We start from the raw sequence: 25,013 nt of genomic DNA on the forward strand, positions 1-25,013 counted from the left end.
CAAAATCATCGAAGCTGTCGGCGAAGGTCACGACGTAGTGCGTTCCTCCGTCAGCTACACCCTCTCGGCCAACGTCGAGGACGGCGTGCTGCTGGGCAGCAACAACCTCAACTTCGCCGGTAACGCCAGCGATAACGTCCTGACCGGTAACGCCGGCAACAACATCCTTGCGGGTTACGCCGGCAACGACATTATCGACGGCGGTGCCGGTATCGACACCATGATGGGTGGGACGGGTGACGACATCTACTACGTTGACAGCCAGAGTGACGTCGTCACCGAACTGGCCGGCGAAGGTCACGACGTGGTGCGTTCCTCCGTCAGCTACACCCTCTCGGCCAACGTCGAGGACGGCGTGCTGCTGGGCAGCAACAACCTCAACTTCGCTGGCAACGCCAGCGATAACGTCCTGACTGGCAACGCTGGCAACAACATCCTCGCGGGTTACGCCGGCAACGACATTATCGACGGCGGTGCCGGTACCGACACCATGATGGGTGGGACGGGTGACGACATCTACTACGTTGACAACCAGCGCGACACGGTTACCGAGTTGGCCGCAGAGGGCCACGACCTGATTCGCACCTCTGTCAGTTTCACCCTCTCGGCCAATGTCGAAGACGGTGTACTGCTAGGCAGCAGTAACCTCAACTTTGCCGGCAACGCCCTCGACAACGTACTGACCGGTAACGCCGGCAACAACATCCTCGACGGCTATGCGGGCGCCGATACCCTGATCGGCGGAGCGGGTGCGGATACATTCAGGTTCAGTGCCGTGAGCGATATGGGTCTTGGCACCAATCGTGATGTCATTAACGACTTCAATAGCCTGGAAGGGGACAAAATCGACTTCAGGTCATTCGACGCCAACCTGATGAGTGCGGGAGTCAATGGTTTCACTTTCATCGGTGCAGGCGACTTCACCGGCGCAGGTCAACTGCGCTTCGTCGATCACATTTTGTCGGGGAATGTCAGTGGCAATGTCGGAGCGGACTTCGAGATCCAACTGGTTGGTGTGAACAGCTTCGGGGCCAACGATCTGGTGGCCTGAGGCTGGTTGAGCAGGAATAATCCGGCCGGGAAACTGGCCGGAGTACAAAAAGCCCCGACTGTTCGGGGCTTTTTTATTGGCTTGCGCTCTACACGGCTCGCTAGCTCAAGACACCCAGTTCCTTGGCTCGCGCCACTGCCTGCGTGCGTCGCTCCACTCCCAGCTTGCTGTTGATGTGACTGGCATGGGTTTTCACGGTGTGCAATGAAATGAACAGCCGTTCGCTGATTTCCTGATTCGAGCATCCCAGCGCGATCAGACGCAATACCGCCAGCTCTCGACTGCTGAGCTGTTCAGCGGCGCCAGACTCGACGACTGGACGCGTTGCGGCAGGCGGAAAATATTCCAGCAATTGTTGCCCTGACAATGTCGGTGAAGTCTGCAGTTGCCCGCGCAACCAGTCCGTATGCCCCTTCACCAAGCCGTCGAACGGCTGCAACACGCCACCGGCCGCCGCCTCCAGCGCCTGGTGCAACGCTTTGCGCGCTTCGGGCTCACGCCCCCCCAGCAACAGCAACGCCACCTTCTGGGTCAACGCCATCACGCTGAGCAACTGCCGGCCGGTTTGCTGGCCGTTTTCATGCAACACGTTCAACCGCCCCTCGGCGAGCATGGGTTGCCCTTGAATCAGGTCCAGCAACGCCTGTTGCAGTTCAACATGCAAAGGCAGCTGTGGATGAAACTCCGGCGGCGCGGCAGCGCGCTCGCCAGTGTAGGTCTGCCCCAATCGCGCCAGCCAGGCCTCGGCCAGATCGGTGCGCCCCTGCGCCAGCCACAGTTCACATTTGACCAGCGTGATCATCGCCAGATAGTAGATCGGCGGCACGTCCCAGATATGCATCAGGCGTTCGGCTTCGGCGAGTTCGGCAAAGGCCTTGGCGAAATCGCCACTGCTGCCGTCTAGACGCGCAATCACACAGTGACCGATCAACACGCTGATATCGCGACAGGCCCGCGCCTCGCCGATCCCGGCCATCAAACGCGCGCGCGCGGCCTGAGGCTGCAAGCGCATGGCCAACAGGAAGCCCTCGTACAGCGTCAGCCGCGCGCGCACCGCGTACAGACGTTGTGGCGACAAGCCGCGCAAGCGCTCCAGGCCCTGATGGACTTCATCGAGTGCGCGCAGAATTTCGCCGCGAGCCTGCAACACCCGCGCGCGATCGTAGTGTGCCAGTGCTTCGAACAATGGATTGCCGACGCGCTGCGCGAGCTCCAGGGATTCGCGGTTAAGTCCTCGTGCGCGCCACAGATCGCCATCGGCAATGGCCAGATTGGACAAGGTCGATAAACACATCAGCCGCTGACCGTAACGCTTGGCCGGCAGGCTTTCCAGGGCCTCGGTGCAATATTTGATCGTCAATTCCCGATGCCCACGCCCGCGAGCGATAATCCCGCTCAGCGCCAGCCATTGCGCCAGCATCGATTTTTGCGCCGTTGCCGAGGGTGCGGGCAGGAAGCGGCTCAAATGGCTGGACAGTTCTTCGGCGGCATCGAGCTGACAGGCCAGCCCCAGTGCCCAACTGTAGAGAACGATAAGACGAGGCGTGCTGATCAGCAGGCTGTCGGGCAAGTCCATTTTCCAGCGCAGCAACATGCCGACATTCTGCTCGGCGAGCAGTTGCTCCTCGGACAGGTTCTGTACCAGATTGGCCGCCACATCGAGGTGACCGGCGCGTAATGCCTGCTCCACAGCCTCATCCAGCAACCCTTGGGCATTGAACCAGCGACAGGCTCGCAAGTGCAGCGTGGCCGTCGGCACCAGCGCCTGAGCAAAGGGCCGGCTGCGCAATAAATCCGAGAACAGATGGTGATAGCGATACCAGTGCCCGTGCTCGTCCAGCGGCACCAGAAAGACCTGATGCGCCAGCAGGAAACGCAGAATCTCGGCGCTGTCGTGGGCTTCGCGCACGGCGTCGCACAGTTCACTGCAAAAGCGTTCCTGCGGTGCGGTGTCGTAGAGAAACGCCTGCACTTCCGGCGGCAGGCAATCGATGACTTCTTCGAGCAGGTAATCGCGAATCAGCCCTTCCCCACCATTCAGCGCTTGTGGCAAAGCGGCCTCGCTGCCGGCTTCGGCCACCGCCAACAACCAGAAGCGCAACCCGGCGACCCAGCCTTCGCTGCGCTGGATCAGGTTTTCCAGCGCTTCGCCACGCAGTGAGGTGCTGTGGCGATCAAGCAAGGTCAAGGCTTCGTCATGGGTCAGGCGCAGGTCCTGCTCATGCAATTCGAGCAACTGTCGCGACAGCCGCAAGCGCGCCAGATGCCAGTCCGGGCGCTGGCGACTGGTGACCATTACCAGCAAGCCGTCAGGCAAGTGATTGAGGAAAAACTGCAGGCAACGGTCGAGCACCGGGCCTTGGGCAAGATGATAATCGTCGAGTACCAACAGCAAGGGCGCTGTCGGATCGAGGTGCAGCGTCAGCTCATCGAGCAGGCCGTCGAGCCACTCTTCAAAAGCGAATGGCTGATGGCGTTGGCGCATTTTCAGCAGGCCGAGTGCGCGACTGCCCAGTTGCGGAAAGTAGTCCTGCAAGCCTTCGAGCAGGCGCTCCAGAAAACGTCCGGGATCACTGTCACGCGGGCTCAACCCCAGCCACAGACTTTGCCAGTGCACCGGCAGGCTCTGACAGAACTCCACCGCCAGCGAACTCTTGCCGAACCCCGCCGGGGCACTGACCAGCAACAGCCGTCCACCGAGCCCGGCTTGCAGGCGCTCGCAAAGGCGTGGGCGCAACACGTAGCCGTCCGGTAACGGCGGGCGAAAGAAACGCCCGTCCAATGCCGTGACGGCAACACTTGTGGGACCCGGAAGCGGGGACAGATCAGTCATGGCCGGCTCTTGTTTGAATGGCTATTGGCGGCATTGCAGATGTCCGCAGACTAGCCTTAAACGAACCGGTTATGAAGGTTGCTGCTACAAATGGCTACAAAAAGGCTACAGGCAAAAAAACGCCCCGAACCGGTCGGGGCGTTTTCACGAGGATGCGGCCTCGGGTTACAGCAAGTTAGCGAACACCGTCCTGACGCAGAGCGGCCGGGGTGAAATCGCTGGTGGTGGCGGTGAAGCCGAAGTCATACGCCTGCTTCTCTTCGTTCTTCATGCCCAGCGCCAGGTAGCGGCCGGACTGCAGGTCGTAGAGGGTTTCCAGGGCATACCACGGCACTTGTTTGTCGTAGTAGTTCTCGGCATGCGCTTCGGCCACACGCCACAGTTGGCCACGACCGTCGTAATGGTCGATAACTGCGGCCTGCCAGGTATCTTCGTCGATGTAGAAGTCACGCTTGGCGTAGATGTGACGCTGACCTTCCTTCAGGGTGGCAACCACGTGCCAGACGCGGCGCAGCTCGTAACGCGCCAGATCCTGGTTGATGTGACCGGCCTTGATGATGTCGGCGTACTTCAGTTTCGGATCGTCGAGCTTGTAGCTGTCGGAGGCGATGTACATTTCTTTCTTGCCTTCGAGCTTCCAGTCGTAGCGATCCGGCGCACCGTTGAACATGTCGAGGTTGTCGGAGGTACGCAGACCGTCGGCCGCAGTACCCGGGCCGTCATAGGACACTTGTGGCGCACGGCGCACACGACGCTGACCCGCGTTATACACCCACGCCGAACGTGGCTCCTTGACCTGATCGAGGGTCTCGTGCACCAGCAGCACACCACCGGCCAGACGTGCCGGCGCGGTCACTTTCTGCTTGAAGTAGAACAGGATGTTGCCCGGGTTTTTCGGGTCGTAGTCCTTCATCTTGTCGCGGAACACGAACTGGTCCTGGAAGTACACCAGGCTGAACGAGCCGTTCGGCTGTGGCGTGGCCTGGGTGACCAGACGTGTCACGCTGCCGCCGCGATAGCGAGTGATGTGGTTCCAGATGACTTCCACACCGCTCTTCGGAATCGGGAACGGCACGGCCGTTTCGAAGTTCTCCAGACCGTTGCCGCCGGACACCAGGTTGGTGGTGGTGGCGTTTTTCTTGATCGCGGCAAACACGTCATCCGGCACGGTCGCACCGCGATGGGACGGGTATACCGGCATCTTGAAGGTGTCCGGGTAACGCTTGAACATCGCGTACTGACCTGGCGCAAGCTTGTCCTTGTACTTGTCGACGTCTTTCGCAGTGATGGTGAACAGCGGTTGCTCACTGGCGTATGGATTGGACAGGAAACCCTTGCTGTCGACCGAGCCGGCGTTCTTCGGCAGCGGCTTCCAGGCCGGGATCGAGCCGTCGGCGTTACCGGCCATTTCGGCACCCATCGGGGTCAGGCTCTTGCCCAGCTTGTCGGCTTCGGCAGCAGGCACCGCGGCCATGACGCCGGTCGCCAGCAGCGACAGACCCAGAACACCGGCGTGGAACAGACTCTTTGTTATTTTCATAAATTCGTTCGTCCTGAATGCAGTGCTTAGAAGTTCACGCCGAAGCTGAGCGCAACGAAGTCGCGGTCATCCACAGTGGAGTACTTGCCGTCGAAGAAGTTGGTGTACGCCAGGCTTGCGGTGTAGGTGTTCTGGTACTCGGCATCGACACCCAGGCTGACGGCCTTGCGACCTTCTTCGAAGTTGCCGCCAGGGCCTGGCGAGTAACCACTGACGTCATGCGACCAGGCCACGTTCGGCTTGAGGTTCACACCGGCGAACACGTCGTTGTATTCCCAGATGGCACGACCGCGGTAGCCCCACGACATCGATGTGGTGAAGCCGTCGTTGTCGCAATTGCGGCTGCGGTTGTTCTGCGGCGAGCCCGGCCCTGCACCATTGATGGTGCTGGCGTTGAGAATGTTGGCGCAGGTATTGGCGCCGCCAGTGGCCGGCAATTCGCCCGGACCGAACACCGGATCGCGGCCATAACGCATGTCGGAGCGGCTTTCCAGCCCGCCAACGTAGGTCGCGCCAACTTCACCGACGAGGGTCAGACGACTGGCGCCCATGACCTGATCGAAGAAGTGCGTGAATGTCGTCTGGATCTGGGTGATTTCCTTGCGCTCATAGCCATGCAGATCCTGACCCGGTACGCCATTGAGAATCGAAGCGTTGGTCAGTGCGCCGCCGATCGGACGTACGCCGGCGAACAGGATATCGGTGGAGTTCAGTTGCACCGGTGCGTTCGGACGGTAGCTGATCTCACCGCTCCACGCCGTACCGGTAGGCAGGGTGGTGGAGAAGCTCAGACCGTAGAGGCGAATGTCTTCAGGGTATTCAATGAAGTAGTTTGAGTTACCCGCGACCAGCAGCGGTGCGAGTGCCGCAAAAGGCCCCGGCAACGCGCGCGCCGTGTTGTAGACCGATTGCGGCGCACCGGTGGCGCTGAAGATCGGCGCACGGCTGTGGTAGTTCATGAAGTAGGCGCCGAACTCGGTGTCGAGCGGTTCGTACATGTACTTGAAGGAGGCGCCCCACTGACCGCTGTCGCGGGCATCGCGGTCGGGACCACGACGCACCAGTACGCCTTCTTCGTTGACGTTGACACCGTTGGCGGCCAATGGCCCCAGGGCGACGGCCGGGATTTGCGAACGCTTGTTCAGCACGCGCAGGTTGTCGTTGCAACCGTCGGCAACGATGTCCGGCTGCGAGAAGAACGTGCCGCAGTTGTCGACGACGGTCTGGTCCCACTCCAGTTGATAGAACGCTTCGGCCGAGAGGTTTTCGGTCAGGCTCTGGGACACGTAGAACATGTTGACCGGGATCAGGCCTTCCTTGATCTCGGCGCCCGGACGACGGAACGCCGACACGTCGATCGGGTTGATCGAGTTGATGCCGCCGCCGATGAAGGTACTTTCACCCCAGCTCACCACCTGCTTGCCCAGACGCACGGAGCCTGGCTGATCGGCGATCGAGTAGTTGTGGTAAACGAAGGCGTCGAGGATCTGCCCGCCGGAAGACTTGGCGCCCTCTTTGCGGCCCGAATCGCTGATGTCCTTGAACTCGCGGCTTTCGTCCTTGAGTTCGAAGTCATACCAGTATTTGCCACGGACAAATACGCCGGTGTCGCCGTATTTCAATTCAAGGTCGTGGATACCCTTGAAGATCTTCGAAAAGGTTTCACCGCTCTTGAAGTTGGCGTGACCATCGTCAGAAGTCTGCGACAGGCCATGGCCGCCGTTGTTGACGCCGATGAGGTTCTTGTTCGGTTGCTGAGTAGACCAACTGGCACCGATCGACAGGGATGAGTCGAACTGGCCCTCGATTTCACCGACGTTGAAACTGACGCCGAATGCGGGCCCGGCGAGCGAAGAGGCAAGACTGACCGCCAGAGGCAGTTTCGCCCGGCGCCAGAACTGGTTTACTGAGGTCATCGACGCTACTCCATGTGCATTATTGTTATGGCAGTGAGTACTTTTAAAAACGCTGAAGGACCGGGTGCCAGAGACAGCCCGACGTCACTCCAAAGATGCATCGCCCCGTTTTGTGCGTGTGCCCCGTTCTTAAAAATCCTTGAGCGGACTATAGCCAGCAGGTGGTACTGCTTGATCCCTCTAAAGTGTGATTTGCAGCTGCCGGCCACTCTGGAACAGTCCTTTCGCCAGTCCGACAGATGTCGGCACGGCAAGGATGGCCTAATTTTTCGATTTCACAAGCCAAGCGCTTGCTTGGTGGGTCTGGCGCGCCGTTTTCGGCGCGCCAGCAGACACTCAAAGTGTCGAGAGGAAGGTGCTGTTGTTGGCCTGCCATTCGGTGATGTCGAGGCGGATGCGCTTCTTGTCGAGCTTGCCGACACTGGTCTTGGGAATTTCGGTAACAAGGGCGATCTGACTTGGAATCGCCCACTTGCTCAGGTGGCCCAATTCCACGAACGGCTTGAGGTGTTCCTTGAGCTCGCGTGCCCCGATCACGTGCCCTTCGCGGATCACCAGCAGCGCAAACGGACGCTCGCCCCACTGCGGATCGGCGATGCCCACCACTGCTACTTCGCGTACCGCGACGTGACGGCTGATCAAGTCTTCGAGGTCCAGCGAGGAGATCCATTCGCCGCCGGTCTTGATCACGTCCTTGATGCGGTCGCGGATATCGATCACGCCCATGCTGTCGAGCGTGGCGACGTCGCCAGTGTGCAGCCAGCCGCCGGCCCAGAGCTCGGCGCCTTTCTGCGGCTCGTTGAAATAACCCTCGGTGAGCCACGGCGCACGCAGCACCAGTTCGCCCTGGGTTTCGCCATCGGCCGGCAGGAAGTTGCCATCGCCGTCGACGATCGCCGCCTCCACCAGCGGTCCCGGCACCCCGGCCTTGATCCGGTAAGTGGTGCGTTCGTCTTCGGTGCCGGCCATCAGCTCATCGTTGAGGTGCGCGCAGGACACCAACGGCCCGGTTTCCGACATGCCGTACGCGGCGGTCAGCTGGATGCCGCGCGCCTTGGCGGTTTCATACAGGGTGCGGTTGAGCGCGCTGCCACCGATGACGATTTTCCAGCCGCCGAAATCGGTGTTCTGCGCGCCTTTGGCGTTGAGCAGCATTTGCAGGATGGTCGGCACGCAGTGAGAGAAGGTGACCTTTTCCTTGCGCCACAACTCGACGAGAAACTCGGGATCGTAGCGCCCCGGATAAACCTGTTTAAGGCCAAGCATGGTCGCCACGTACGGCAGACCCCAGGCGTGAACGTGGAACATCGGCGTGATCGGCATGTACACATCGTTGGTGCCCAGCAGGCGCACGCTGTCGATGGAACCCATGATCGTCGACACACCCATGGTGTGCAGCACCAGTTGCCGATGGGTGAAATACACGCCTTTCGGGTTGCCGGTGGTGCCGGTGGTGTAGAACGTGGTGGCGACCGAGTTTTCGTCGAAGTCCTGGAAGTCGTACTGCGGGCTCGCGGCGGCGAGCAGTTGCTCGTACTCGCCGACCAGATTCGGCAGCTCGGCGGTTTTTTCCGGCAGATCGGTCAGCAGCAGAGTTTTCTCGACCGTGCTCAGGTGCGGCGCGATCGCCTGATACAGGCCGACGAACTCGCTGTTGACCAGCACAAAGCGGTCCTCGGCGTGGTTCATGGTGTAAAGGATCTGCTCCGGCGACAGGCGCACGTTGATAGTGTGAATCACCGCGCCAATCATCGGAATGGCAAACATGCACTCCAGGTAACGATGGCTGTCCCAGTCCATCACCGCCACGGTATCACCGGCCTTCACACCGGCCGCAGTCAGCACGTTGGCCAGCCTCGCGACACGCTCGATCAGCGTCGGGTAGCTGTAACGCAACTGGTCTCGGTAGATGATCTCGCGGGTTTTCTCGTAACGGGCGCCGGACATCAGCAGCCGTTTGATCAGCAATGGATACTGGTAGGCCCCATCGGCCGGGGGAATGACGCGAGTCTGCAACATATGAATCCCTTTTCTGGCTGCACGGTGTTGGCGTAGAGATCGGTACTCTAGAACCCTTATACGCCAGCCAAATCAGCCAAAGGAATGATTTGCAGAGCCGTACAAATGCTAGCTTTGCGCCAGCATTTGCCGGTTTTCATCATCTGTCAGGCGGTTTGTCCTACGGCCTCTTCAGAAGGAGTGCGTGGGAAAACCACCGCAGCGAGGAAGGTCAACGCGCCGAAGCCCGCGAGAATCAAATACAGGCCTACGAAACCTTGGCGCGGTTCGACATAGGAAATCAGCGGAATCGCCGTCGCACTGGCACCGAACGATAAACAGTAACGCAGGGCGAAGACGCGCGATTGCCATTGCGGGGCGACGAAGTTGGCAACCATCGCATCGTTCACTGTTACCTGACCAAACACCACGAACATGAACGCTGCACCGAGGGCGATGACCGCCCAGCCGTCGGCATAAGCCAGCGCGAACAGCAGCGGTGCCTGGCACAATGTCAGGACAATGAACGGCCACTTCAGACTGAAGCGGTGCAACACTCGGCCAATGCTCAGCTGCGCCACCGCACCAAAGGCGTAAGCCAGACTGACCACCACTCCGAGGGTCTGCGGCGAAGCGAACAGTTCATGCAAACGTTCCTCAAACAGTTTCGGATAAGTCATGGTGGTGGCGTTGAACACCACGCCGCCAGTGGCGGTGGCCAGCGCCAGCACGCCGAACACCATGACCATCGAAATGCGCTGGCCGGCGGCGCCTTTGAGCGGCGTGTGCGGGCGTTTCGGAATCGGTTCTTCTCGCACCTGCAAGGCGAAACCGATGCCCAACACAATCGCCACCACGCCCGGTAACAGAAACGCCGAGCGCCAGCCGAACTGCGCCACCAGCAAGCCTGTGATCAGCGCCGAAAACGCCACGCCCAGATTGCCCCACATGCCGTTGATGCCAATTTCACGGCCACGGTTTTGCGCATAAGCCACCAGCATCGCCGTGCCCACCGGGTGATAAATCGCTGCGAAAATGCCGATCAGGGTCAGGCCGATCACCAGCATTGCCGGGCTGTTGCTCAGGCCGGTAAAAATCGCCGAGGCACCGATGCCGAAGAAAAACACCAGCATCATCTGCCGCCGACTCCAGTGATCGCCGAGCCAACCGGCGGGTAGCGAGCAGGCACCGAAGGCAATAAAGCCCCCCAGTGACAGGCCGATCAGCGCGGCATAGTCGAGACCAAAGGCCTGGGTCATGCCGAGCACGGCGGCGGGAAAAATCAGCATGAACATGTGATCGATCACATGGGCGGCGTTGATGTAGCGGATGACATTTCTCGATTGATTCATGGCTGCACGCTTTACGTTGTTGTGTTGCGCCTATGCTAAGTTGGCCAGAAAGTGCATTCCTGCCAACCAAGTCAGCGAATCAGACATGTTGATCAGCCATTTCGAACACGGCCCGGTGAGTGCTTACCCCCGGGATTATCTCGACGGCGCGCACCAGCCGCTGCACCTGCACCGCGAGGCGCAGCTGTTGTACGCGGCCAGCGGGATCATGCGCGTGGTCACGGACTCGGGTGCATGGGTGATTCCGCCGAGCCGCGCGGTGTGGATTCCGCCCGAGGTGGCGCACGAGATTTTCATGAGCGGCGATGTGCAGATGCGCTCGCTGTTCATCGCGCCCGAGCGGTCACCGGCCAGCCTGCAACAGTGCTGCGTATTGGCGGTGACGCCATTGCTGCGCGAACTGATCCTGCGTGCCGTGCAAGGACCGCCGCACGCCGACAATCCGCTGATTCAGCAGTTGATGCTCGAAGAACTCGCCAGCCTGGAAAACCTGCCGTTGCACATTCCGATGCCGACTGACCGGCGCTTGCAGAATATTTGCCTGGCGCTGCTGCACACCCCCGATCATGCCAATACGCTGGAAGACTGGGCGCAGCAGGTCGGCGCCAGCTCACGGACGTTGGCGCGGCTGTTTCAGCAACAACTGCAGATGAGTTTCAACGCCTGGCGCCAGCAACTGCGCCTGATGGAAGCCCTGCCACGGCTGCTCGCCGGGGACAGCGTGCAGCGTGTGGCGCGGGATTTGGGTTACGGCAGTGCGCGGGCGTTCAGCGCGATGTTTTGCCGTTTGCTCGGGGAGAATCCCCGCGAGTATCTGAATAACCTGAGCAAGCTCAGCGAACTCGTGTAGGAATTTCCCACCCCCTGTGGGAGCGAGCTTGCTCGCGAAAGCAATCTTCCAGTCACCTGTGATGTCGACTGATCCGACGCCTTCGCGAGCAAGCTCGCTCCCACAGCTTGATCGCGTTTCAGCTCTCAATGCATCTCGGTAAACGCGATTTTCACACCGAGAGCAATCAACACCGCCCCCATGGTGCGGTCGAACCAGTGGCCCATGCGGGCGAACCCGGCACGCACGCGTTGCTGGCTGAACAGCATTGCCACCAGACAGAACCAAAACGCAGTCGCGACAGCCAGATAAACCCCATAACCGGCCTGCACTGCCAGTGGCGTGTGCGGGTTGATCACCACGGTGAACAGCGACAGGAAAAACAGCGTGGCTTTCGGATTCAGACCGTTGGTCACAAAGCCCGAGGTGAACGCGCCGCGAGCGGTGCGCACACCGGCCTCTTTGTGCAGATCATCGGTCACGGTTTTTGCCGGTTGCGCACGCAAGGCCTTGAAGCCGATGTACAGCAGATAAGCCGCAGCGGCCCACTTCAAGGCATTGAACAGCACGATCGACTGCGACACGATCAAGCCGATACCGAGCAGCGAATAACCGACGTGCAGGAAAATCGCCGTACCGACACCGAGTGCCGTCCAAGTGCCGGCGCGACGCCCGTGGGTCACGCTCTCGCGCACCACCACGGCAAAGTCCGGGCCGGGGCTGGCCACGGCCAACAGATGGATCAGTGCAACGGTCAAGAACTCGGTCCAGTACATGGGGGCTCCTTTCGGCCAAGCGTATCAATTTGTTTCATCTGGTAGGCTCGGCAGATTACGCCTAACGCTCAAAGCCTAAAAGGTACAGTTGATGATGAACACGCGCCGCGCGGTATTCCTTGATCACCCTTCGCTGGACCTCGGCGATCTGGACCTCAGTCCGTTGCGCGAGTGTTTCAGCGAACTGCAACTGTTCGCCCAGACCTTGCCCGAGCAAGTCGCCGAACGCCTGCAAGGTGCCACCGTGGCGATCACCAACAAAATCCTGATCGACGCCGCCGCCATGGCCGCCAACCCCGATCTGAAACTGATCCTGATCACCGCCACCGGCACCAACAACGTCGACCTCGCCGCCGCTCGCGCGCAGGGCATCACCGTGTGCAATTGCCAGGGTTACGGCACGCCGTCGGTGGCGCAACACACGATCATGCTGCTGCTCAACCTCGCCACGCGTCTGGCCGATTATCAGAAAGCCGTGGGCGAAGGGCGCTGGCAGCAAGCCAAACAGTTCTGCCTGCTCGACTATCCGATCGTTGAACTGGAAGGCAAAACCCTCGGTTTGCTCGGCCACGGTGAACTCGGCGGCGCGGTGGCGCGATTGGCCGAAGCGTTCGGCATGCGTGTGTTGCTCGGGCAGATTCCGGGGCGCCCTGCGCGCCCGGATCGTTTGCCGCTGGAGCAACTGCTGCCGCAAATCGACGCCCTCACCCTGCACTGCCCGCTTAATGAACACACCCGCCACTTCATCGGTGCCCGTCAACTGGCTTCGATGAAACCCGGCGCCTTCGTGGTCAACACCGCGCGTGGCGGGCTGATCGATGAACAGGCACTGGCCGATGCCTTGCGCAACGGTCACCTCGGCGGCGCGGCCACCGATGTGCTGAGCGTCGAGCCGCCAAGCCAAGGCAATCCATTGCTCGCTGCCGACATCCCGCGATTGATCGTTACACCGCATAACGCCTGGGGCAGTGTTGAAGCGCGGCAGCGCATCGTCGGCCAATTGCGCGAAAACGCTCAGGCGTTCTTCAGCGGTAAGGCGCTGCGGGTCGTCAGTTGATAAACTGCGGCACTTTTTTTTGAGGAGCAGTTATGGATCCGCGCAGTGAAGTACTGCTTCGTCAGCCCGAGTTGTTTCAAGGTTCGTTGTTGTTGGCCGGTTTGCCCGCCGACGATTTGCTCGGGCGTCTGCCTGACGCGTTTGGCTGGTGCTGGCATGCCGGCGATCAAGCCGCGCTGGTCGCACGCTTTGAAGGCCGTAGCCATTTTGGCGTGAACGTCCCGGAGCGCGAGTTCGCCAGCGCCGTGGTGTTCTTGCCCAAATCCAAGGACCTGACCGATTACATCCTCAACGCCGTGGCGTCGCGTCTGGCCGGGCGTGAAGTGTTTTTGGTCGGGGAAAAACGCAGTGGCATCGAAGGCGCGTCCAAGCAGCTCAACCCGTTCGGCAAACCACGCAAGCTCGACAGCGCGCGTCACTGCCAACTCTGGCAAGTGACCGTGGCCAATGCGCCTGAAGCCAAGTCGCTGGAAAGCCTGGCACAGACCTATGAATTGCCACTCGCTGAAGGGCCACTGAAAGTCATCAGCCTGCCGGGCGTGTTCAGCCACGGTCGCCTCGATCGCGGCAGCGCCCTGCTGCTGGAGCATCTGGACAAACTGCCAAGTGGCCACTTGCTCGACTTCGGTTGTGGCGCTGGCGTGTTGGGGGCTGCGGTCAAACGTCGCTATCCGCACAATCAGGTCACGCTGCTTGATGTCGATGCATTCGCCGCCGCCAGCAGCCGTCTGACGCTGACGGCCAACGGCCTGGAAGCCGACGTGCTGACCGGGGATGGTATCGATGCCGCGCCGATGGGTTTGAGCGCGATTTTGAGCAACCCGCCATTCCATGTCGGCGTCCATACCGATTATTTCGCCACCGAGAACTTGCTGCGAAAAGCGGCGAAACATCTGAAAAACGGCGGCGAACTGCGTTTGGTGGCGAACAGTTTCCTCAAGTATCAACCGCTGATCGAAGAGCATCTGGGTGTCTGCGCAATCAAGGCCGAAGGCAATGGTTTCCGCATCTACCGAGCCAAGCGCGGCTGAAAATTTGTTCTTGCCGAAACGGATTTGCCTAGGCAGAATCCGCTCCGTCCTAGGGGAGTAGTCTCCCACGAGCGCCATGCTCGTCCGGCATACGTCAACATACTTGATCCTCAGATCATGGCGTATGCGACCCAAGCGTCCGCAGCAGACGGATCGCAGGGTTTGACAAGACCTATGACACGCACACCTTACCCGGGGCGGGAAGGCTGTACGTGTCATAGCCGTGTCGACCCGCCCCTTAGGAAATCCTGATGCTGGACTCGTTACTCGTTCCCACCGCAATCGTTGCCTTGGCCGAAATCGGCGACAAGACGCAACTGCTCGCGCTGATTCTCGCCGCTCGCTTTCGCAAACCCTGGCCGATCATTGCCGGCATTGTCGCCGCGACCCTGGCCAACCACGCAGCAGCCGGTGCGGTAGGCGCCTGGTTCGGCAGTTTCTTCTCGAATGCGACGCTGCACTGGATCCTCGCCGCGAGTTTTACGGCCACCGCGCTGTGGACGTTGGTTCCGGACAAAATGGATGACGATGAAACCAGCACCGCACGCAAGTTCGGGCCGTTCCTGACCACGCTGATTGCGTTCTTCCTGGCTGAAATGGGCGACAAGACTCAGGTCGCGACTGTGATGCTCGCCGCGCAATACCCGGATCTGTGGCTGGTAATTATCGGCACCACTGCGGGCATGTTGATTGCCAACGTACCGGTGGTTCTGGCGGGTAATTTTGCTGCGGACAAATTGCCGCTGACCTTGATCCGCCGCCTCGCGGCTTCGGCGTTCATGATTCTGGCCATCGTCGCGGTGTACAAGGCGATGCAGAGCAGTGGCTGGGTTTAACCCTGAGAGAAGGATCGTTCCCACGCTCTGCGTGGGAACGATCACCGACTCAGGATTTCGGCGCTTGCTCGTACAACGGCATGACTTTCGGAATCGCCGCCTGCAACGAAGCAATCCGGCTGGCCGAGGCCGGGTGAGTACTCATGAACTCCGGCGGTGCACCTTCCGAGGCCTTGCTCATCTTGTTCCACAGGGTGATCGCGGCGTTCGGGTTGTAGCCGGCGCGTGCGGCCAGTTCCAGACCGATCAAGTCAGCCTCGTTTTCGTTGGCGCGGCTGTTCGGCAGAGTCATGCCGTAGTTGGCCACGGTATCGGCCAGCGCCAGACTGTCCTGGCCCAGACCGAGCAACGCACCCGCGCCCTGCTTGGCCATTTCAATGCCGTACGCCTTGGACATCGCTTCACGACCGTGCTCGCGCAAGGCGTGGGCGATTTCATGGCCCATGACCGCAGCGATTTCATCGTCGGTGAGTTTCAGGCTGTCGATCAGCCCGGTGTAGAAAATGATCTTGCCGCCAGGCCCGCAGTTGGCGTTGAGTTCATCACTCTTGATCAGATTGACTTCCCACTGCCATTGCGCCGCATCCGGACGGAATTTCGGCGCCTGGGCGATCAAGCGATTGGCAATTGCCTGAACCCGTTTGGCCTCAGGACTGGTCTTGTCCAGCACACCCTTGCTGGAGGCTTCACCGACAGTCTTCTGATACGACTGGGCATACATCTGGTCGACCTCTTGCGAGGACAGCATGCTGAACATGTACTGCTTGCGCTCCACACCCACGGCGCCGCCGCTGGTGGTGTTGACCGACTGACAACCGGCCAGCAACAGCGCTGCGCTCAGTGCACTTACAACCAATGTCTTGTTCATTCAAAAGCTCCCTGAAAACCTGCGCGTATCCTAGGCGGGTAATTGTATCGACGCCAGATACAACGGACGTGTTGCAGCGACTTTCAGACGTTTCCCACCAGATCTGTCGTAAAAAATTCACAGCGACTGCCAAGCTCCGTGCAACTGCGTCGCGCACAGATCCATTTGCGACATCGGCTTTCGATTGCACCGCCTCGCACTCATGGCCCAATCCCGACTGCCGATACATCAACGCAGACGTCCTCTTGCGTGCGGAGCTCCCATGAAGTTCAAGTCGATCCAGTTTTCCGTCGCCGCCCTGGCCGGCGCCATCGTGCTCAGCGTGGTGGCCGCGCTGGTGCTGTATGCGCTATTTTCCGGTGCGCGCACGCAAGACATGGTGCAACAGCGCACCCAGGCCCAGTTCGAGCAAGTCATCGAACAGCGCCTGACTTCGCTGGCACAAACCCAGGTCAGCCAGATCCAGCGTGAACTCGAAGCGCCGCTGCTGATTGCCGGCGGACTGGTGCGGATCAACGCTCTGCTCGGCACACCGGGCGCCGATGGTCAGCCGCGCCTCACTGTCAGCCGCGAGCAACTGATCAACCTGATCAAAGAGAACGTCGAAAAGAACCCGAAGATTCTCGGCACTTACATCGGCTGGGAAAAGAACGCCCTCGACCACAACGACGCGGCCTATGTCGGCACCAGCGTGGTCGGCATAGACGCGGCCAACGGACGCTTCCTGCCATGGTGGTTCCGCAACGATGACGGCACCCTCGGCCTGGACAAACTGGTCGACGTCGATGACCAGAAAGTCCTGTCTACCGGCGTGCGCGCCAGCGAGTACTACCTGTGCTCGAAAGAGAGCAAAAAATCCTGCGTGATCGATCCGGCGCCGTACAAGGTCGGCGACAAGATCGTCATGCTCGCCTCCTTTATCGAACCGATCATGCTCAACGGCGCCTTCCAGGGCATCGTCGGCGCCGACCTGTCGGTGAACTTCATTCAGGAAATGCTCCTCGGCGCCAACCAGAAACTCTACAGCGGCGCCGGGCAAATGGCCCTGATCGGCGGCAATGGCCGGATCGTTGCCTACACCAAGGACCCGAGCAAGTTCGGCGAAAAAGTCAGCGACATCCTCGACGCCGAGCAGATTGCCAACATGGCCAATCTCAAGCGCGGCGAAGTGACTTACTCGGTCAACAAGGACAAGGGGCGCATCGAGCTGTACCTGCCGTTCGGCATCGGCCAGACCGACGCACGCTGGACGCTGATGCTGCAACTGCCGCTCGACGCGGTGATGGCGGATCTGCAAAAACTTCAGGCCGACCTCCAGGCCCAGCGCAAATCCGACACCTTCGGCATGGCCATGGTCGGTCTGCTCATCGCCGGCCTTGGTCTGCTGGTGATCTGGCTGGTCGGCCACGGCATCGCCCGGCCACTGAAGCAGATGGTCGCGATGCTCAATGACATCGCGCAGGGCGAGGGTGATCTGACCCGTCGCCTGAGCAGCGATCGCAGTGATGAACTGGGCTCGATCGCCAAGGGCTTCAACACCTTTTTGGCCAAGTTGCAGGCGATGATCACGCAGGTGGTGACGTCGGTGCAGAGCGTCAGCGATTCTTCGGAACACACCGCCGACATCGCCATTCGCACCAACATCGGCATCCAGAAACAAATGGCCGAGATCGATCAAGTGGCCACCGCGGTGCAGGAAATGACCGCCACCGCGCAGGACGTCGCACGCAACGCGACGCAGGCAGCGCAAGCGGCCAGTCATGCCGATCAGGCGGCCAGTCAGGGCATGCAGATCGTCCGTGACACCTCGAACTCGATCGGCGTGCTGGCCCTGGAAATCGGCAAGGCTGTGGAGGTGGTGCAGACCCTGGCCAAGGACAGCGAGAACATCAATGCGATTCTCACGGCGATTCGCGGGATTGCCGAGCAGACCAACCTGCTGGCGCTGAACGCGGCGATTGAAGCGGCGCGTGCCGGTGAACAAGGTCGCGGCTTTGCCGTGGTGGCCGACGAGGTGCGCAATCTGGCGCAGAAAACCCAAAAAGCCACCGAAGAAATTCAGACCATGATCCAGCAACTGCAGCAAGGCACTCGCGACGTGGTGCGGGTCATGGAAGACAGCCAGAACCGCACTGACGAAAGCGTGCAGCACGCGGCGAAAGCGGCGCAGGCGCTGGAGACCATTACGCAGGCGGTGTCGGTGATCAACGACATGAACACGCAGATCGCCAGTGCCGCAGAAGAGCAAAGCGCGGTGGCCGATGACATCAACCGTAACGTGATCAATATCGGCCAAGTGGCCAATGAAGTGGCGGGCGGTGCGGATGAGTCGAGTTCGGCGAGTGCGGATTTGACCAAACTGGCGGAGCAGCAGCGGCGCTTGATCAATCAGTTCAAGGTTTGAGCACTTACGGCGGCTGATCGCAACAGGGCTTAACACCTGCCAAGTCTTGCACTTATCGATTTAAACACCATCGATAAGTGCAAGACGCGCAGAGGCATGGCAATGACCACTTCACCCTGAAGTGACTGAAGGCATTCCCATTACTGCCGACTTTCTTTTCTCACCAAGTCCTGGCTGACAACAGGAGATGCATTGCCGGCCACATCCACGCCATAAGCGCAATACCGCCAATCCTGGGTCTTGGATAAGCGTAGGAAATCATGAAAAAGTGCATACCCTTCATGACTTTGGCAATTAGTCGAATCGCGGGCGCCAAATTTATAATAAGACTCCTTGTTCTCATTAAAAGTGACCGTACTCCCGACCGACCAAAATCCGACCTCATCTTCTCTCACGTATATGTTTGGGGTCTGTGTCGGCGGGGTATTGTCTAATTGACGTAGTTTGACTGTGGCGTATTGCATGGCTTGCCAAGGTTCTTGGCCAAGTCGTTTACCAATAACGCACATAGCCTGAATGCCTTCCTTATCGCCAACCCCCAGTTTGATGAGGGGCTGATCAGTCACCTTCATCGGCTCGCCATAGCCCTTTGCCTGCGCGCACTGAATCGAACTGGCCGGCCCCGTCTTGAAGCGAATGAACTCAAAGGCGTCACTGACTTTCAAGTTCCACTGGGCGGGTTGTAGCTTACCGTCCGCATCTGCGACCGTTGAGCGTGTTGACCACGAACCCGACCGCTCCATCTTCACCCCGGTCCCCGGATCAAGCTTACTTAGATCCAGAGTGTTATCAGGTCGCATTGCAGCAACGAACTGATCGACCGAATTGGTATAAACCGCGTCCTTGCGACTCACCGTTCCTGAGTCGGTCAACTCGCACGGGCGTGCATACCCGCACCCGGTATGACCGGGGTCGGTTAACGTGGAGATCACAGCGATTACCTGGCGGCCATCCTTGCTGAAAACCGGCGCACCCGAAGAACCGCCATATACTCCAATGCAGTCGTTAGGACGTGATTGCGACCAGAACCAGGGAAAATTCACTCTTATTGGCTCCTCACTCTCGAAAACCGGGCGGCCCGACTCTGACTTGCAGACCGAGTGACGTAAAAAAATACCACCGCCCGGCGTTGCAAAAAACGGTATGTGAGCGGATTCGATAGCCCTGTCCACGGGTTCAAAGTTTTTTAAAAGCGTCGGCTTGATGCCTGCTGATCTGAGCTCACCATAGGTCGCGCTCAGTTCCAAAAGTCCAAGGTCGGTACCTTTCATTGTCGAATAGACGACTCGGCGAATCTCGTAGCGACGATGGTCAGCTTGATTGTCATAAAAAAAATTGGGTGTGAAATAAAACCCGGGTTGCATTGGCGAATCGATGACAACGTCATTATCGCCGGTCAGACGGGCATTAACACTGCAATGACCAGCAGTAACAACCAATGCAGGCTGGTCGTCCCTTGGACGCTCAACGCTGGCGACTAACGTCCCAGTGCACATCCATCCAACGCCTATGAATGACCGGATCTCTCCAACCGGCCGGAATCGCTGCGATCCAGGATCAGTGGCGGATAACAAGGGAGCAACCCCGGCCGACGGTCGCGCGGCCGAATTCGGCACGGGTATAAGCATGCTGTCAGCGTGACTGGTGTGGACCCACAGACTTGCCACCGACAGGGCAATCAGAGACAAGCGCAATGAACGCAAGGGCAATCGGTATTGTGCAAACATATGAACGCTCCTTATTCAGGGGCGTGTAGATCTGGATGATCGTTCCCCTTTGGAGCAGTACATACTCGAAGTCTTAGTGGGTCTACTGTCAGAAATAACAGGTAAATGACCAAATAACGACCGCCTGTCGGCTTATCAATACCGCGCCATTTAAATCCGGTTTAGCCCGGCGTCAAACATTCCGGCCCATTGAGCTTCGGATCATTGATCAGATTCGCCAGCACCCGCTCGCGCAACGCCGCCGGTTCACTGGCCAGCAACCCCTGCAACACATGCAACGGCGTCTCGGGATCGAGCCACGCCGCCTGCCCGGCCTCATCGAGAATCAGCGGCCGCCGCTGACTGGCCGCCGATTGCGTAATCACCGCGGTGCTCAACCAGACCTGCTCCTGCACCGGATACGCCTCCCAGATCGCCGCGAAAAACAGCGAAGCGCCCTCCCCCGGCGTCAGCCAGTACGGCCGTTTGCGCTGGGTCCCGCGCCATTCATAGAAACCATTCGCCGGCAGCAGGCAGCGACGCTGGCGCAGCGCCTCACGAAACATCGGTTGCTCGGCCACGGTTTCCGCGCGGGCATGCGCCGGGGTTTTCGACAGATCGGTCAGCCACGGCGGCGTCAGCCCCCAACGGGCGCGGGCCAGGGTGCGTTCGCCGGCTTCACCGGCACGCAGCATCAACACCGAATCATTGGGGGAAATGTTCCACTGCGCCTGCTGATCGGCGGGAAAACCTGGCAGGGCCGCGAAATCGCGGTTCCAGCGAAACAGGGCATAACGTCCACACATGGGGCAACACGACTCTGAAGTAAAACGAAGCTCAGCCTAACAGACCAGCGTCCCGGGGAAGCTCTCCGGTTCATCGCCGGGCAGCGGCAGCGCGGCATTGTACGCGGTGATCAGCTCACGAGCGTATTCGGCCTGATCGTTATCGACGGACAGCCCAAGCAAGCCGAAGATCGGCAGCTCACCGGTGCCGCCAAGCAGATCGCGGCCCACCAGATGCGCCTCGATGCCTTCGCTGGCGAGCATGCCCTTGAGCATTTCGCCTTCCATCAGGTTTTCCGGCTCGTAGATTCGCTGCATGGGCGCGCCTCACTCGTTTTCGCTGAAGACTTCCAGAAACCAATCCTCTCCGTGGACCTGCAAGACAAACGTGATCGGCCGGCAACACACCTGACAGTCCTCGATATAGGTCTGATCGCCGCCGGACAGGTCTACTGTCGTCTCGACCGTTTCACCACAATAAGGACATTCGTATTCAGCGGTTTCCAGCATCGCGGTCTCCCAAGTGACTTGTGCGTATAATCGCCGGTCTATTTGCAGGGCTATTTTTGTCTGGCTACTTTTTCAGACCGTGCCCCGCGGGTTTTCGATCAAAACCTTTACTTACCCTAGCCGTTTCCAACAAGAGAGCATGATGGGCGAATTCGATGCCATCCGACCTTACGACGACAGCGAAGTACCTGTGGTACTGGCAAGACTGCTCGGCGACAAGGCGTTTCTAGATATCCTCACCCACTTCCGCTTCCCGCGTTTTGCCGGTGCCTTCGGCTGGATGCTCAAACCACTTATAGCCCATCGGCTGCGTCGTGAGTTCGCCGACGTGACTTCGGTGGCGACGTTGCAGGACAAGGTCGAGTCCTACGTCGACCACACCATCGAGCGCGCCACCGACGGCGTGACCTACACCGGTGTCGAGCAATTCAAGTCCGGCAGCGCCTATCTGTTCATCGCCAACCATCGCGATATCGTCATGGACCCGGCCTTCGTCAACTACGCCGTGTACCACGCCGGCCTGCCGACGCCGCGCATCGCGATTGGTGACAACTTGCTGCAAAAGCCATTTGTCAGCGATCTGATGCGGTTGAACAAGAGCTTCATCGTCCACCGTTCGATCACCGGGCGTCGCGAGAAAATGGCCGCGTATCAATTGCTGTCGGCGTACATCAACCACTCGATCCGCAACGATTGCGCCTCGATCTGGATCGCTCAGGCTGAAGGCCGCGCGAAGGACGGCGATGACCGCACCGAGTCGGCGATCCTCAAGATGTTCCACATGAGCCGCAAGGACGAGCCGTTCGGTGAAGTGATCCAGTCGCTGAACGTCACCCCGGTGTCGATCAGCTACGAATACGACCCGTGCGACCAGGCCAAGGCCCGCGAGTTGTACATCCGCGCCACCACCGGCACCTACGCGAAAGCGCCGGGCGAGGACGATGTGAGCATTGCCAAGGGCATCACCGGCTACAAGGGCCGGGTGCACGTAAACTTTGCCGCGCCGATCAGCGAGCTGTTCGAAGACACCAAGCAATTGGCGGTCGAGATGGACAAGCAAATTCTGGGCGGTTACCGGTTATTCCCGGTGCATTACCTGGCGTACGCGCAGTGGGCCGATGCGGATCCGCAGTTGAATGTGCCGAAAGCTGGCGAAGTGTTCCCGGCGGATGAGCTGGCCAAGGCCCAGGAAGAATGGCAGGAACGGCTGGATGCTTGCCCGCAAGAGCACCGCCCGTATCTGGTTCTGCAATATGCGACGCCGGTGCGTAATCAGTACCGGGTCAAGGCTGGGTTGCCGCTGTAAGCGGTTTCCAGCAGACGCAAAAACGGCGCCTTCGGGCGCCGTTTTTTTATGCCTGAAGCCTTCAGAAGCGCGTGCTGATCCACGAGACAATCAGGGCCAAGCCCAAGCAAGCAAAACCAAATCGATAGAAAAACCGGTTCATGCGCAACGTCGCCCAATCGAGGATCGGCTCGGCATTCGGCTGCGCCTGACGCTGAGCGGCAATGCTGGCCATCGCGCGCTGTTCACGGCGGCGGGTCGCATGCAACAGCCAACTGCCGGGAAACGCCAACAGCAGCGCCAGCAGGTTGATCAATTTGGCGGGATGGGCGGTAAACAGCGTCATCAAGTGCAGCGACATCACAGACCTCTATCTGAACCGGTACGGCAGACGCCAGACCGACGACCGCGGCGCGGATTCTACCGAAACCGCCCTCCTCTGCCCCAGCCTTTGCGATAAATAACCTGACAATCGACCGATGGCTGTCCTGTGTCACGGCATCGTCATGTGGATAGGCCACCCTGCGCGCCTCGAAACACACATGGAACGCGTCATGCTCCACGCTGAAAACCAGGATCGCCTTTACCTCATTACCCCTTACGACGAACAGCAAAGCCTCGTCGGCAGCCTCGCCTTCAATGTCCAGGATCGCCATTGGCTGGTGTATTGCGCGCTGGGCGGGCATCAGCATGCGGATTTGCCTGAGACGGATTTGCTGACGGGCGTTAGCGTGCTCGACTTTTATTCCCAGGCTGCCTGAGTCAAAAGCCCCTCACCCTGGCCCTGCCGAAACGTCGGACCGCCCGTAGGGAGAGGGGACTGACCGAGGTGGATTTTCGAGGTGCATCGACCTGAAATATCCAGCCGAACTCAGATTCTGAAAAGCCCCCGATCGGCTCCCTTTCCCCCTCGCCCCCTTGGGGGAGAGGGCTGGGGTGAGGGGGATCGATTTCCCATACGCCACAAGTCCCGAACCTGACACCCACAAAAAAGCCCGGAACCATCACTGGCCCCGGGCTTTTTCACATCTGCCGAAAACTTACTCAGCCAGAACCTGACCCACCGTCGGATCCTTGAACAGACGCGTCAGCGCATCGCTCAATACATCGCTGACCAGTTTGGTGTTGGTTTCCTGGTTCGGCGCCATGCCGAAACGCTGGTCCAGCGAAGCGCCGTAACGGCCGCTGTAGCGACGGTTGGCGTTCTGTACGTCGGAGCGGAAGGTTGCGCCGATGGTCGCTTCGGTCACGTACATGCCTTCTTTCGGCGACTGGTATTTCAGCTCGGCCAGGGTCACGGTCAGTTGCGGAGCGTTTGGCGCATTGTTGGTCGGGGTGAAGCCGAGCAGACGCACGGCGGCTTCAGCCTGAGCCTGCAACTTCGGCAGGATCTGCTCGCGCTGCACGGTGATGGCGCTGGTTTCCGGGTACAGACCGCCACGAGTACCGAGGGTTGGCGACGGACGACCGTCAACCACGCGCACGACGACTGGCTGGCCACGGCCGACCGCTGCCAACTGAGTGGTCAGCTTCGGCTCCGGACTCAGTTGTTGCGGGCTGTGGGCGCAGCCGGCCAGGGTCAAACCGGCCACAGTGATCAAACCGAACAACAGGCGTTGCAACATGCTCTTCTCTCCAGAATCAGGCACAAACAGGCCGGCAGTATAGCGGTGGGCCACTGCGGGTAACCAGCGCCCGGCAGCGAATACTGAAATGTCTGACAAAGCCGTGGGAAAGCGGTTCCTGTCACAGATTATTCACCCGGCATACACGCTCACGTCACGGCGCATTGGCAACCTTGCAATCAGTCCCCCACAAGGTACTCAATCATGCGTTATCTGATCTCGTTGTTCGCTCCGCGCCCGCTGCACCGCAGCTTTGCCCTGCTCGACCGCAACGGCCACTGCCAGGCATTCAAGCAGTGCAGCCTGCAACCGATGGGCGACGGTTGGGTGGAAATCGAAGAAATCCGCCTCAACTGGCTGCACCAGCCACTGCCCGCCAGCGCCCGCGTCATAGCGTCGCAGCCCCGTGCACGGGTGCAGGCGATGTTGAGCATCTGACCGGATGCCTAATAAAAGTCATTAAACACGAGCAACTGCGCGCATTTCTTCGATACAATCTCCCCCCGATTATAAGGACGTCTCCTGATCGGGCCCCGCAACAGCGTCAATGCGTATGCATCGACATCAAAATCGCCCACAGAGAGCCGCCCACACAGATCGAGTGAAGTTGG

22 protein-coding genes, 1 pseudogene and 1 riboswitch are annotated in these 25,013 nt (G+C 59.8%); of the genes and pseudogenes, 10 read left to right on the forward strand and 13 right to left on the reverse strand.

Translation table 11 applies throughout. The features are described from left to right. Positions 1 to 1,051, forward strand: a 1,051-nt coding sequence (locus WA225_RS27780) for a calcium-binding protein (protein ID WP_422610421.1), incomplete at its 5' end; no start/stop codon positions are given. 100 nt (positions 1,052 to 1,151) lie between these two features. Here WA225_RS27780 and WA225_RS27785 read toward each other — a convergent pair. The 5 genes from WA225_RS27785 to WA225_RS27805 all read right to left on the reverse strand — a co-directional run bounded on the left by WA225_RS27785 (position 1,152) and on the right by WA225_RS27805 (position 10,690). Continuing rightward, a complete protein-coding gene (locus WA225_RS27785) occupies positions 1,152 to 3,884 on the reverse strand; it encodes a LuxR C-terminal-related transcriptional regulator (RefSeq protein ID WP_422610422.1) in 2,733 nt (910 codons plus the stop codon). A 175-nt stretch (positions 3,885 to 4,059) separates the two neighbouring features. Beyond that, positions 4,060 to 5,424 (reverse strand): DUF1329 domain-containing protein, encoded by a 1,365-nt coding sequence (locus tag WA225_RS27790; protein ID WP_064120479.1) that lies wholly within the window; start codon positions 5,422 to 5,424, stop codon positions 4,060 to 4,062. Between the two features lie 26 nt (positions 5,425 to 5,450). Continuing rightward, a complete protein-coding gene (locus WA225_RS27795; protein ID WP_422610423.1) occupies positions 5,451 to 7,340 on the reverse strand; it encodes a DUF1302 domain-containing protein in 1,890 nt (629 codons plus the stop codon). Between the two features lie 336 nt (positions 7,341 to 7,676). Next, positions 7,677 to 9,359: a fatty acid--CoA ligase gene (locus tag WA225_RS27800; RefSeq protein WP_422610424.1), complete on the reverse strand. Its 1,683-nt coding sequence runs from the start codon at positions 9,357 to 9,359 to the stop codon at positions 7,677 to 7,679. Positions 9,360 to 9,505: 146 nt separating this feature from the next. Further along, entirely contained in the window at positions 9,506 to 10,690 is a 1,185-nt protein-coding gene (locus WA225_RS27805) for an MFS transporter (protein ID WP_422610425.1), read from the reverse strand. 85 nt (positions 10,691 to 10,775) lie between these two features. Between WA225_RS27805 and WA225_RS27810 the strand changes: the two genes are divergently transcribed. Beyond that, positions 10,776 to 11,540: an AraC family transcriptional regulator gene (locus WA225_RS27810; RefSeq protein WP_422610426.1), complete on the forward strand. Its 765-nt coding sequence runs from the start codon at positions 10,776 to 10,778 to the stop codon at positions 11,538 to 11,540. Positions 11,541 to 11,665: 125 nt separating this feature from the next. Here the strand turns inward: WA225_RS27810 and WA225_RS27815 are convergent, their stop codons facing one another. Continuing rightward, on the reverse strand, positions 11,666 to 12,295 hold the full coding sequence (locus WA225_RS27815; protein ID WP_027612203.1) for a LysE family translocator: 630 nt from the start codon (positions 12,293 to 12,295) through the stop codon (positions 11,666 to 11,668). Between the two features lie 91 nt (positions 12,296 to 12,386). On the opposite strand from WA225_RS27815, the gene WA225_RS27820 reads away from it, so the two are divergent. The 3 genes from WA225_RS27820 to WA225_RS27830 all read left to right on the forward strand — a co-directional run bounded on the left by WA225_RS27820 (position 12,387) and on the right by WA225_RS27830 (position 15,219). Beyond that, positions 12,387 to 13,352 carry a 2-hydroxyacid dehydrogenase gene (locus tag WA225_RS27820; protein ID WP_422610427.1) on the forward strand — a complete coding sequence of 322 codons (966 nt, stop codon included), beginning with the start codon at positions 12,387 to 12,389 and terminating at the stop codon, positions 13,350 to 13,352. Between the two features lie 32 nt (positions 13,353 to 13,384). After that, a complete protein-coding gene (locus WA225_RS27825) occupies positions 13,385 to 14,383 on the forward strand; it encodes a methyltransferase (RefSeq protein ID WP_422610428.1) in 999 nt (332 codons plus the stop codon). A 39-nt stretch (positions 14,384 to 14,422) separates the two neighbouring features. After that, positions 14,423 to 14,547, forward strand: a riboswitch (yybP-ykoY riboswitch). A gap of 87 nt (positions 14,548 to 14,634) precedes the next feature. After that, positions 14,635 to 15,219: a TMEM165/GDT1 family protein gene (locus WA225_RS27830; RefSeq protein ID WP_007912813.1), complete on the forward strand. Its 585-nt coding sequence runs from the start codon at positions 14,635 to 14,637 to the stop codon at positions 15,217 to 15,219. Between the two features lie 49 nt (positions 15,220 to 15,268). Here the strand turns inward: WA225_RS27830 and WA225_RS27835 are convergent, their stop codons facing one another. After that, positions 15,269 to 16,087 (reverse strand): M48 family metallopeptidase, encoded by an 819-nt coding sequence (locus WA225_RS27835; protein ID WP_422610429.1) that lies wholly within the window; start codon positions 16,085 to 16,087, stop codon positions 15,269 to 15,271. A 1,351-nt stretch (positions 16,088 to 17,438) separates the two neighbouring features. On the opposite strand from WA225_RS27835, the pseudogene WA225_RS27840 reads away from it, so the two are divergent. Further along, positions 17,439 to 17,636: pseudogene (locus WA225_RS27840) on the forward strand (HAMP domain-containing protein); the annotation flags it as partial. Between the two features lie 111 nt (positions 17,637 to 17,747). After that, entirely contained in the window at positions 17,748 to 18,491 is a 744-nt protein-coding gene (locus WA225_RS27845; RefSeq protein WP_422610485.1) for a methyl-accepting chemotaxis protein, read from the forward strand. Positions 18,492 to 18,631: 140 nt separating this feature from the next. Here the strand turns inward: WA225_RS27845 and WA225_RS27850 are convergent, their stop codons facing one another. The 4 genes from WA225_RS27850 to WA225_RS27865 all read right to left on the reverse strand — a co-directional run bounded on the left by WA225_RS27850 (position 18,632) and on the right by WA225_RS27865 (position 21,492). After that, complete coding sequence (locus WA225_RS27850; protein WP_422610430.1) at positions 18,632 to 20,218, reverse strand: trypsin-like serine peptidase; 1,587 nt, start codon at positions 20,216 to 20,218, stop codon at positions 18,632 to 18,634. A 161-nt stretch (positions 20,219 to 20,379) separates the two neighbouring features. Further along, the gene (locus WA225_RS27855; protein ID WP_422610431.1) at positions 20,380 to 21,003 is read right to left on the reverse strand and encodes an SOS response-associated peptidase; all 624 of its coding nucleotides are present in this window, start codon (positions 21,001 to 21,003) and stop codon (positions 20,380 to 20,382) included. A 36-nt stretch (positions 21,004 to 21,039) separates the two neighbouring features. Beyond that, a complete protein-coding gene (locus tag WA225_RS27860) occupies positions 21,040 to 21,300 on the reverse strand; it encodes a putative signal transducing protein (protein WP_025109321.1) in 261 nt (86 codons plus the stop codon). Between the two features lie 9 nt (positions 21,301 to 21,309). Beyond that, the gene (locus tag WA225_RS27865; protein WP_093441321.1) at positions 21,310 to 21,492 is read right to left on the reverse strand and encodes a CPXCG motif-containing cysteine-rich protein; all 183 of its coding nucleotides are present in this window, start codon (positions 21,490 to 21,492) and stop codon (positions 21,310 to 21,312) included. Between the two features lie 142 nt (positions 21,493 to 21,634). Here WA225_RS27865 and WA225_RS27870 point away from each other — a divergent pair, with 142 nt between their 5' ends. Next, positions 21,635 to 22,798, forward strand: coding sequence for a 1-acyl-sn-glycerol-3-phosphate acyltransferase (locus WA225_RS27870; RefSeq protein ID WP_422610432.1), 1,164 nt, complete (start codon positions 21,635 to 21,637; stop codon positions 22,796 to 22,798). A 61-nt stretch (positions 22,799 to 22,859) separates the two neighbouring features. Here WA225_RS27870 and WA225_RS27875 read toward each other — a convergent pair whose 3' ends face one another. Beyond that, the gene (locus tag WA225_RS27875) at positions 22,860 to 23,138 is read right to left on the reverse strand and encodes a hypothetical protein (protein WP_016985168.1); all 279 of its coding nucleotides are present in this window, start codon (positions 23,136 to 23,138) and stop codon (positions 22,860 to 22,862) included. A gap of 193 nt (positions 23,139 to 23,331) precedes the next feature. On the opposite strand from WA225_RS27875, the gene WA225_RS27880 reads away from it, so the two are divergent. After that, complete coding sequence (locus WA225_RS27880) at positions 23,332 to 23,538, forward strand: hypothetical protein (protein ID WP_008083982.1); 207 nt, start codon at positions 23,332 to 23,334, stop codon at positions 23,536 to 23,538. A gap of 279 nt (positions 23,539 to 23,817) precedes the next feature. On the opposite strand, the gene WA225_RS27885 is transcribed toward WA225_RS27880, so the two are convergent. After that, positions 23,818 to 24,402 (reverse strand): YajG family lipoprotein, encoded by a 585-nt coding sequence (locus tag WA225_RS27885; RefSeq protein ID WP_095190594.1) that lies wholly within the window; start codon positions 24,400 to 24,402, stop codon positions 23,818 to 23,820. Between the two features lie 204 nt (positions 24,403 to 24,606). Between WA225_RS27885 and WA225_RS27890 the strand changes: the two genes are divergently transcribed. After that, positions 24,607 to 24,840 carry a hypothetical protein gene (locus WA225_RS27890; protein WP_007912834.1) on the forward strand — a complete coding sequence of 78 codons (234 nt, stop codon included), beginning with the start codon at positions 24,607 to 24,609 and terminating at the stop codon, positions 24,838 to 24,840. Positions 24,841 to 25,013 lie beyond the last annotated feature (173 nt).

The sequence above is a fragment of the Pseudomonas sp. genome (assembly GCF_049300855.1).
Classification (GTDB): domain Bacteria; phylum Pseudomonadota; class Gammaproteobacteria; order Pseudomonadales; family Pseudomonadaceae; genus Aquipseudomonas.

Bases quoted from the DNA above. Each gene is read 5' to 3' on its own strand.
- WA225_RS27785 (WP_422610422.1), bottom strand. From the start codon at position 3,884: ATGACTGATCTGTCCCCGCTTCCGGGTCCCACAAGTGTTGCCGTCACG.
- WA225_RS27790 (WP_064120479.1), bottom strand. From the start codon at position 5,424: ATGAAAATAACAAAGAGTCTGTTCCACGCCGGTGTTCTGGGTCTGTCG.
- WA225_RS27795 (WP_422610423.1), bottom strand. From the start codon at position 7,340: ATGACCTCAGTAAACCAGTTCTGGCGCCGGGCGAAACTGCCTCTGGCG.
- WA225_RS27800 (WP_422610424.1), bottom strand. From the start codon at position 9,359: ATGTTGCAGACTCGCGTCATTCCCCCGGCCGATGGGGCCTACCAGTAT.
- WA225_RS27805 (WP_422610425.1), bottom strand. From the start codon at position 10,690: ATGAATCAATCGAGAAATGTCATCCGCTACATCAACGCCGCCCATGTG.
- WA225_RS27810 (WP_422610426.1), top strand. From the start codon at position 10,776: ATGTTGATCAGCCATTTCGAACACGGCCCGGTGAGTGCTTACCCCCGG.
- WA225_RS27815 (WP_027612203.1), bottom strand. From the start codon at position 12,295: ATGTACTGGACCGAGTTCTTGACCGTTGCACTGATCCATCTGTTGGCC.
- WA225_RS27820 (WP_422610427.1), top strand. From the start codon at position 12,387: ATGATGAACACGCGCCGCGCGGTATTCCTTGATCACCCTTCGCTGGAC.
- WA225_RS27825 (WP_422610428.1), top strand. From the start codon at position 13,385: ATGGATCCGCGCAGTGAAGTACTGCTTCGTCAGCCCGAGTTGTTTCAA.
- WA225_RS27830 (WP_007912813.1), top strand. From the start codon at position 14,635: ATGCTGGACTCGTTACTCGTTCCCACCGCAATCGTTGCCTTGGCCGAA.
- WA225_RS27835 (WP_422610429.1), bottom strand. From the start codon at position 16,087: ATGAACAAGACATTGGTTGTAAGTGCACTGAGCGCAGCGCTGTTGCTG.
- WA225_RS27845 (WP_422610485.1), top strand. From the start codon at position 17,748: ATGGCCGAGATCGATCAAGTGGCCACCGCGGTGCAGGAAATGACCGCC.
- WA225_RS27850 (WP_422610430.1), bottom strand. From the start codon at position 20,218: ATGTTTGCACAATACCGATTGCCCTTGCGTTCATTGCGCTTGTCTCTG.
- WA225_RS27855 (WP_422610431.1), bottom strand. From the start codon at position 21,003: ATGTGTGGACGTTATGCCCTGTTTCGCTGGAACCGCGATTTCGCGGCC.
- WA225_RS27860 (WP_025109321.1), bottom strand. From the start codon at position 21,300: ATGCAGCGAATCTACGAGCCGGAAAACCTGATGGAAGGCGAAATGCTC.
- WA225_RS27865 (WP_093441321.1), bottom strand. From the start codon at position 21,492: ATGCTGGAAACCGCTGAATACGAATGTCCTTATTGTGGTGAAACGGTC.
- WA225_RS27870 (WP_422610432.1), top strand. From the start codon at position 21,635: ATGGGCGAATTCGATGCCATCCGACCTTACGACGACAGCGAAGTACCT.
- WA225_RS27875 (WP_016985168.1), bottom strand. From the start codon at position 23,138: ATGTCGCTGCACTTGATGACGCTGTTTACCGCCCATCCCGCCAAATTG.
- WA225_RS27880 (WP_008083982.1), top strand. From the start codon at position 23,332: ATGCTCCACGCTGAAAACCAGGATCGCCTTTACCTCATTACCCCTTAC.
- WA225_RS27885 (WP_095190594.1), bottom strand. From the start codon at position 24,402: ATGTTGCAACGCCTGTTGTTCGGTTTGATCACTGTGGCCGGTTTGACC.
- WA225_RS27890 (WP_007912834.1), top strand. From the start codon at position 24,607: ATGCGTTATCTGATCTCGTTGTTCGCTCCGCGCCCGCTGCACCGCAGC.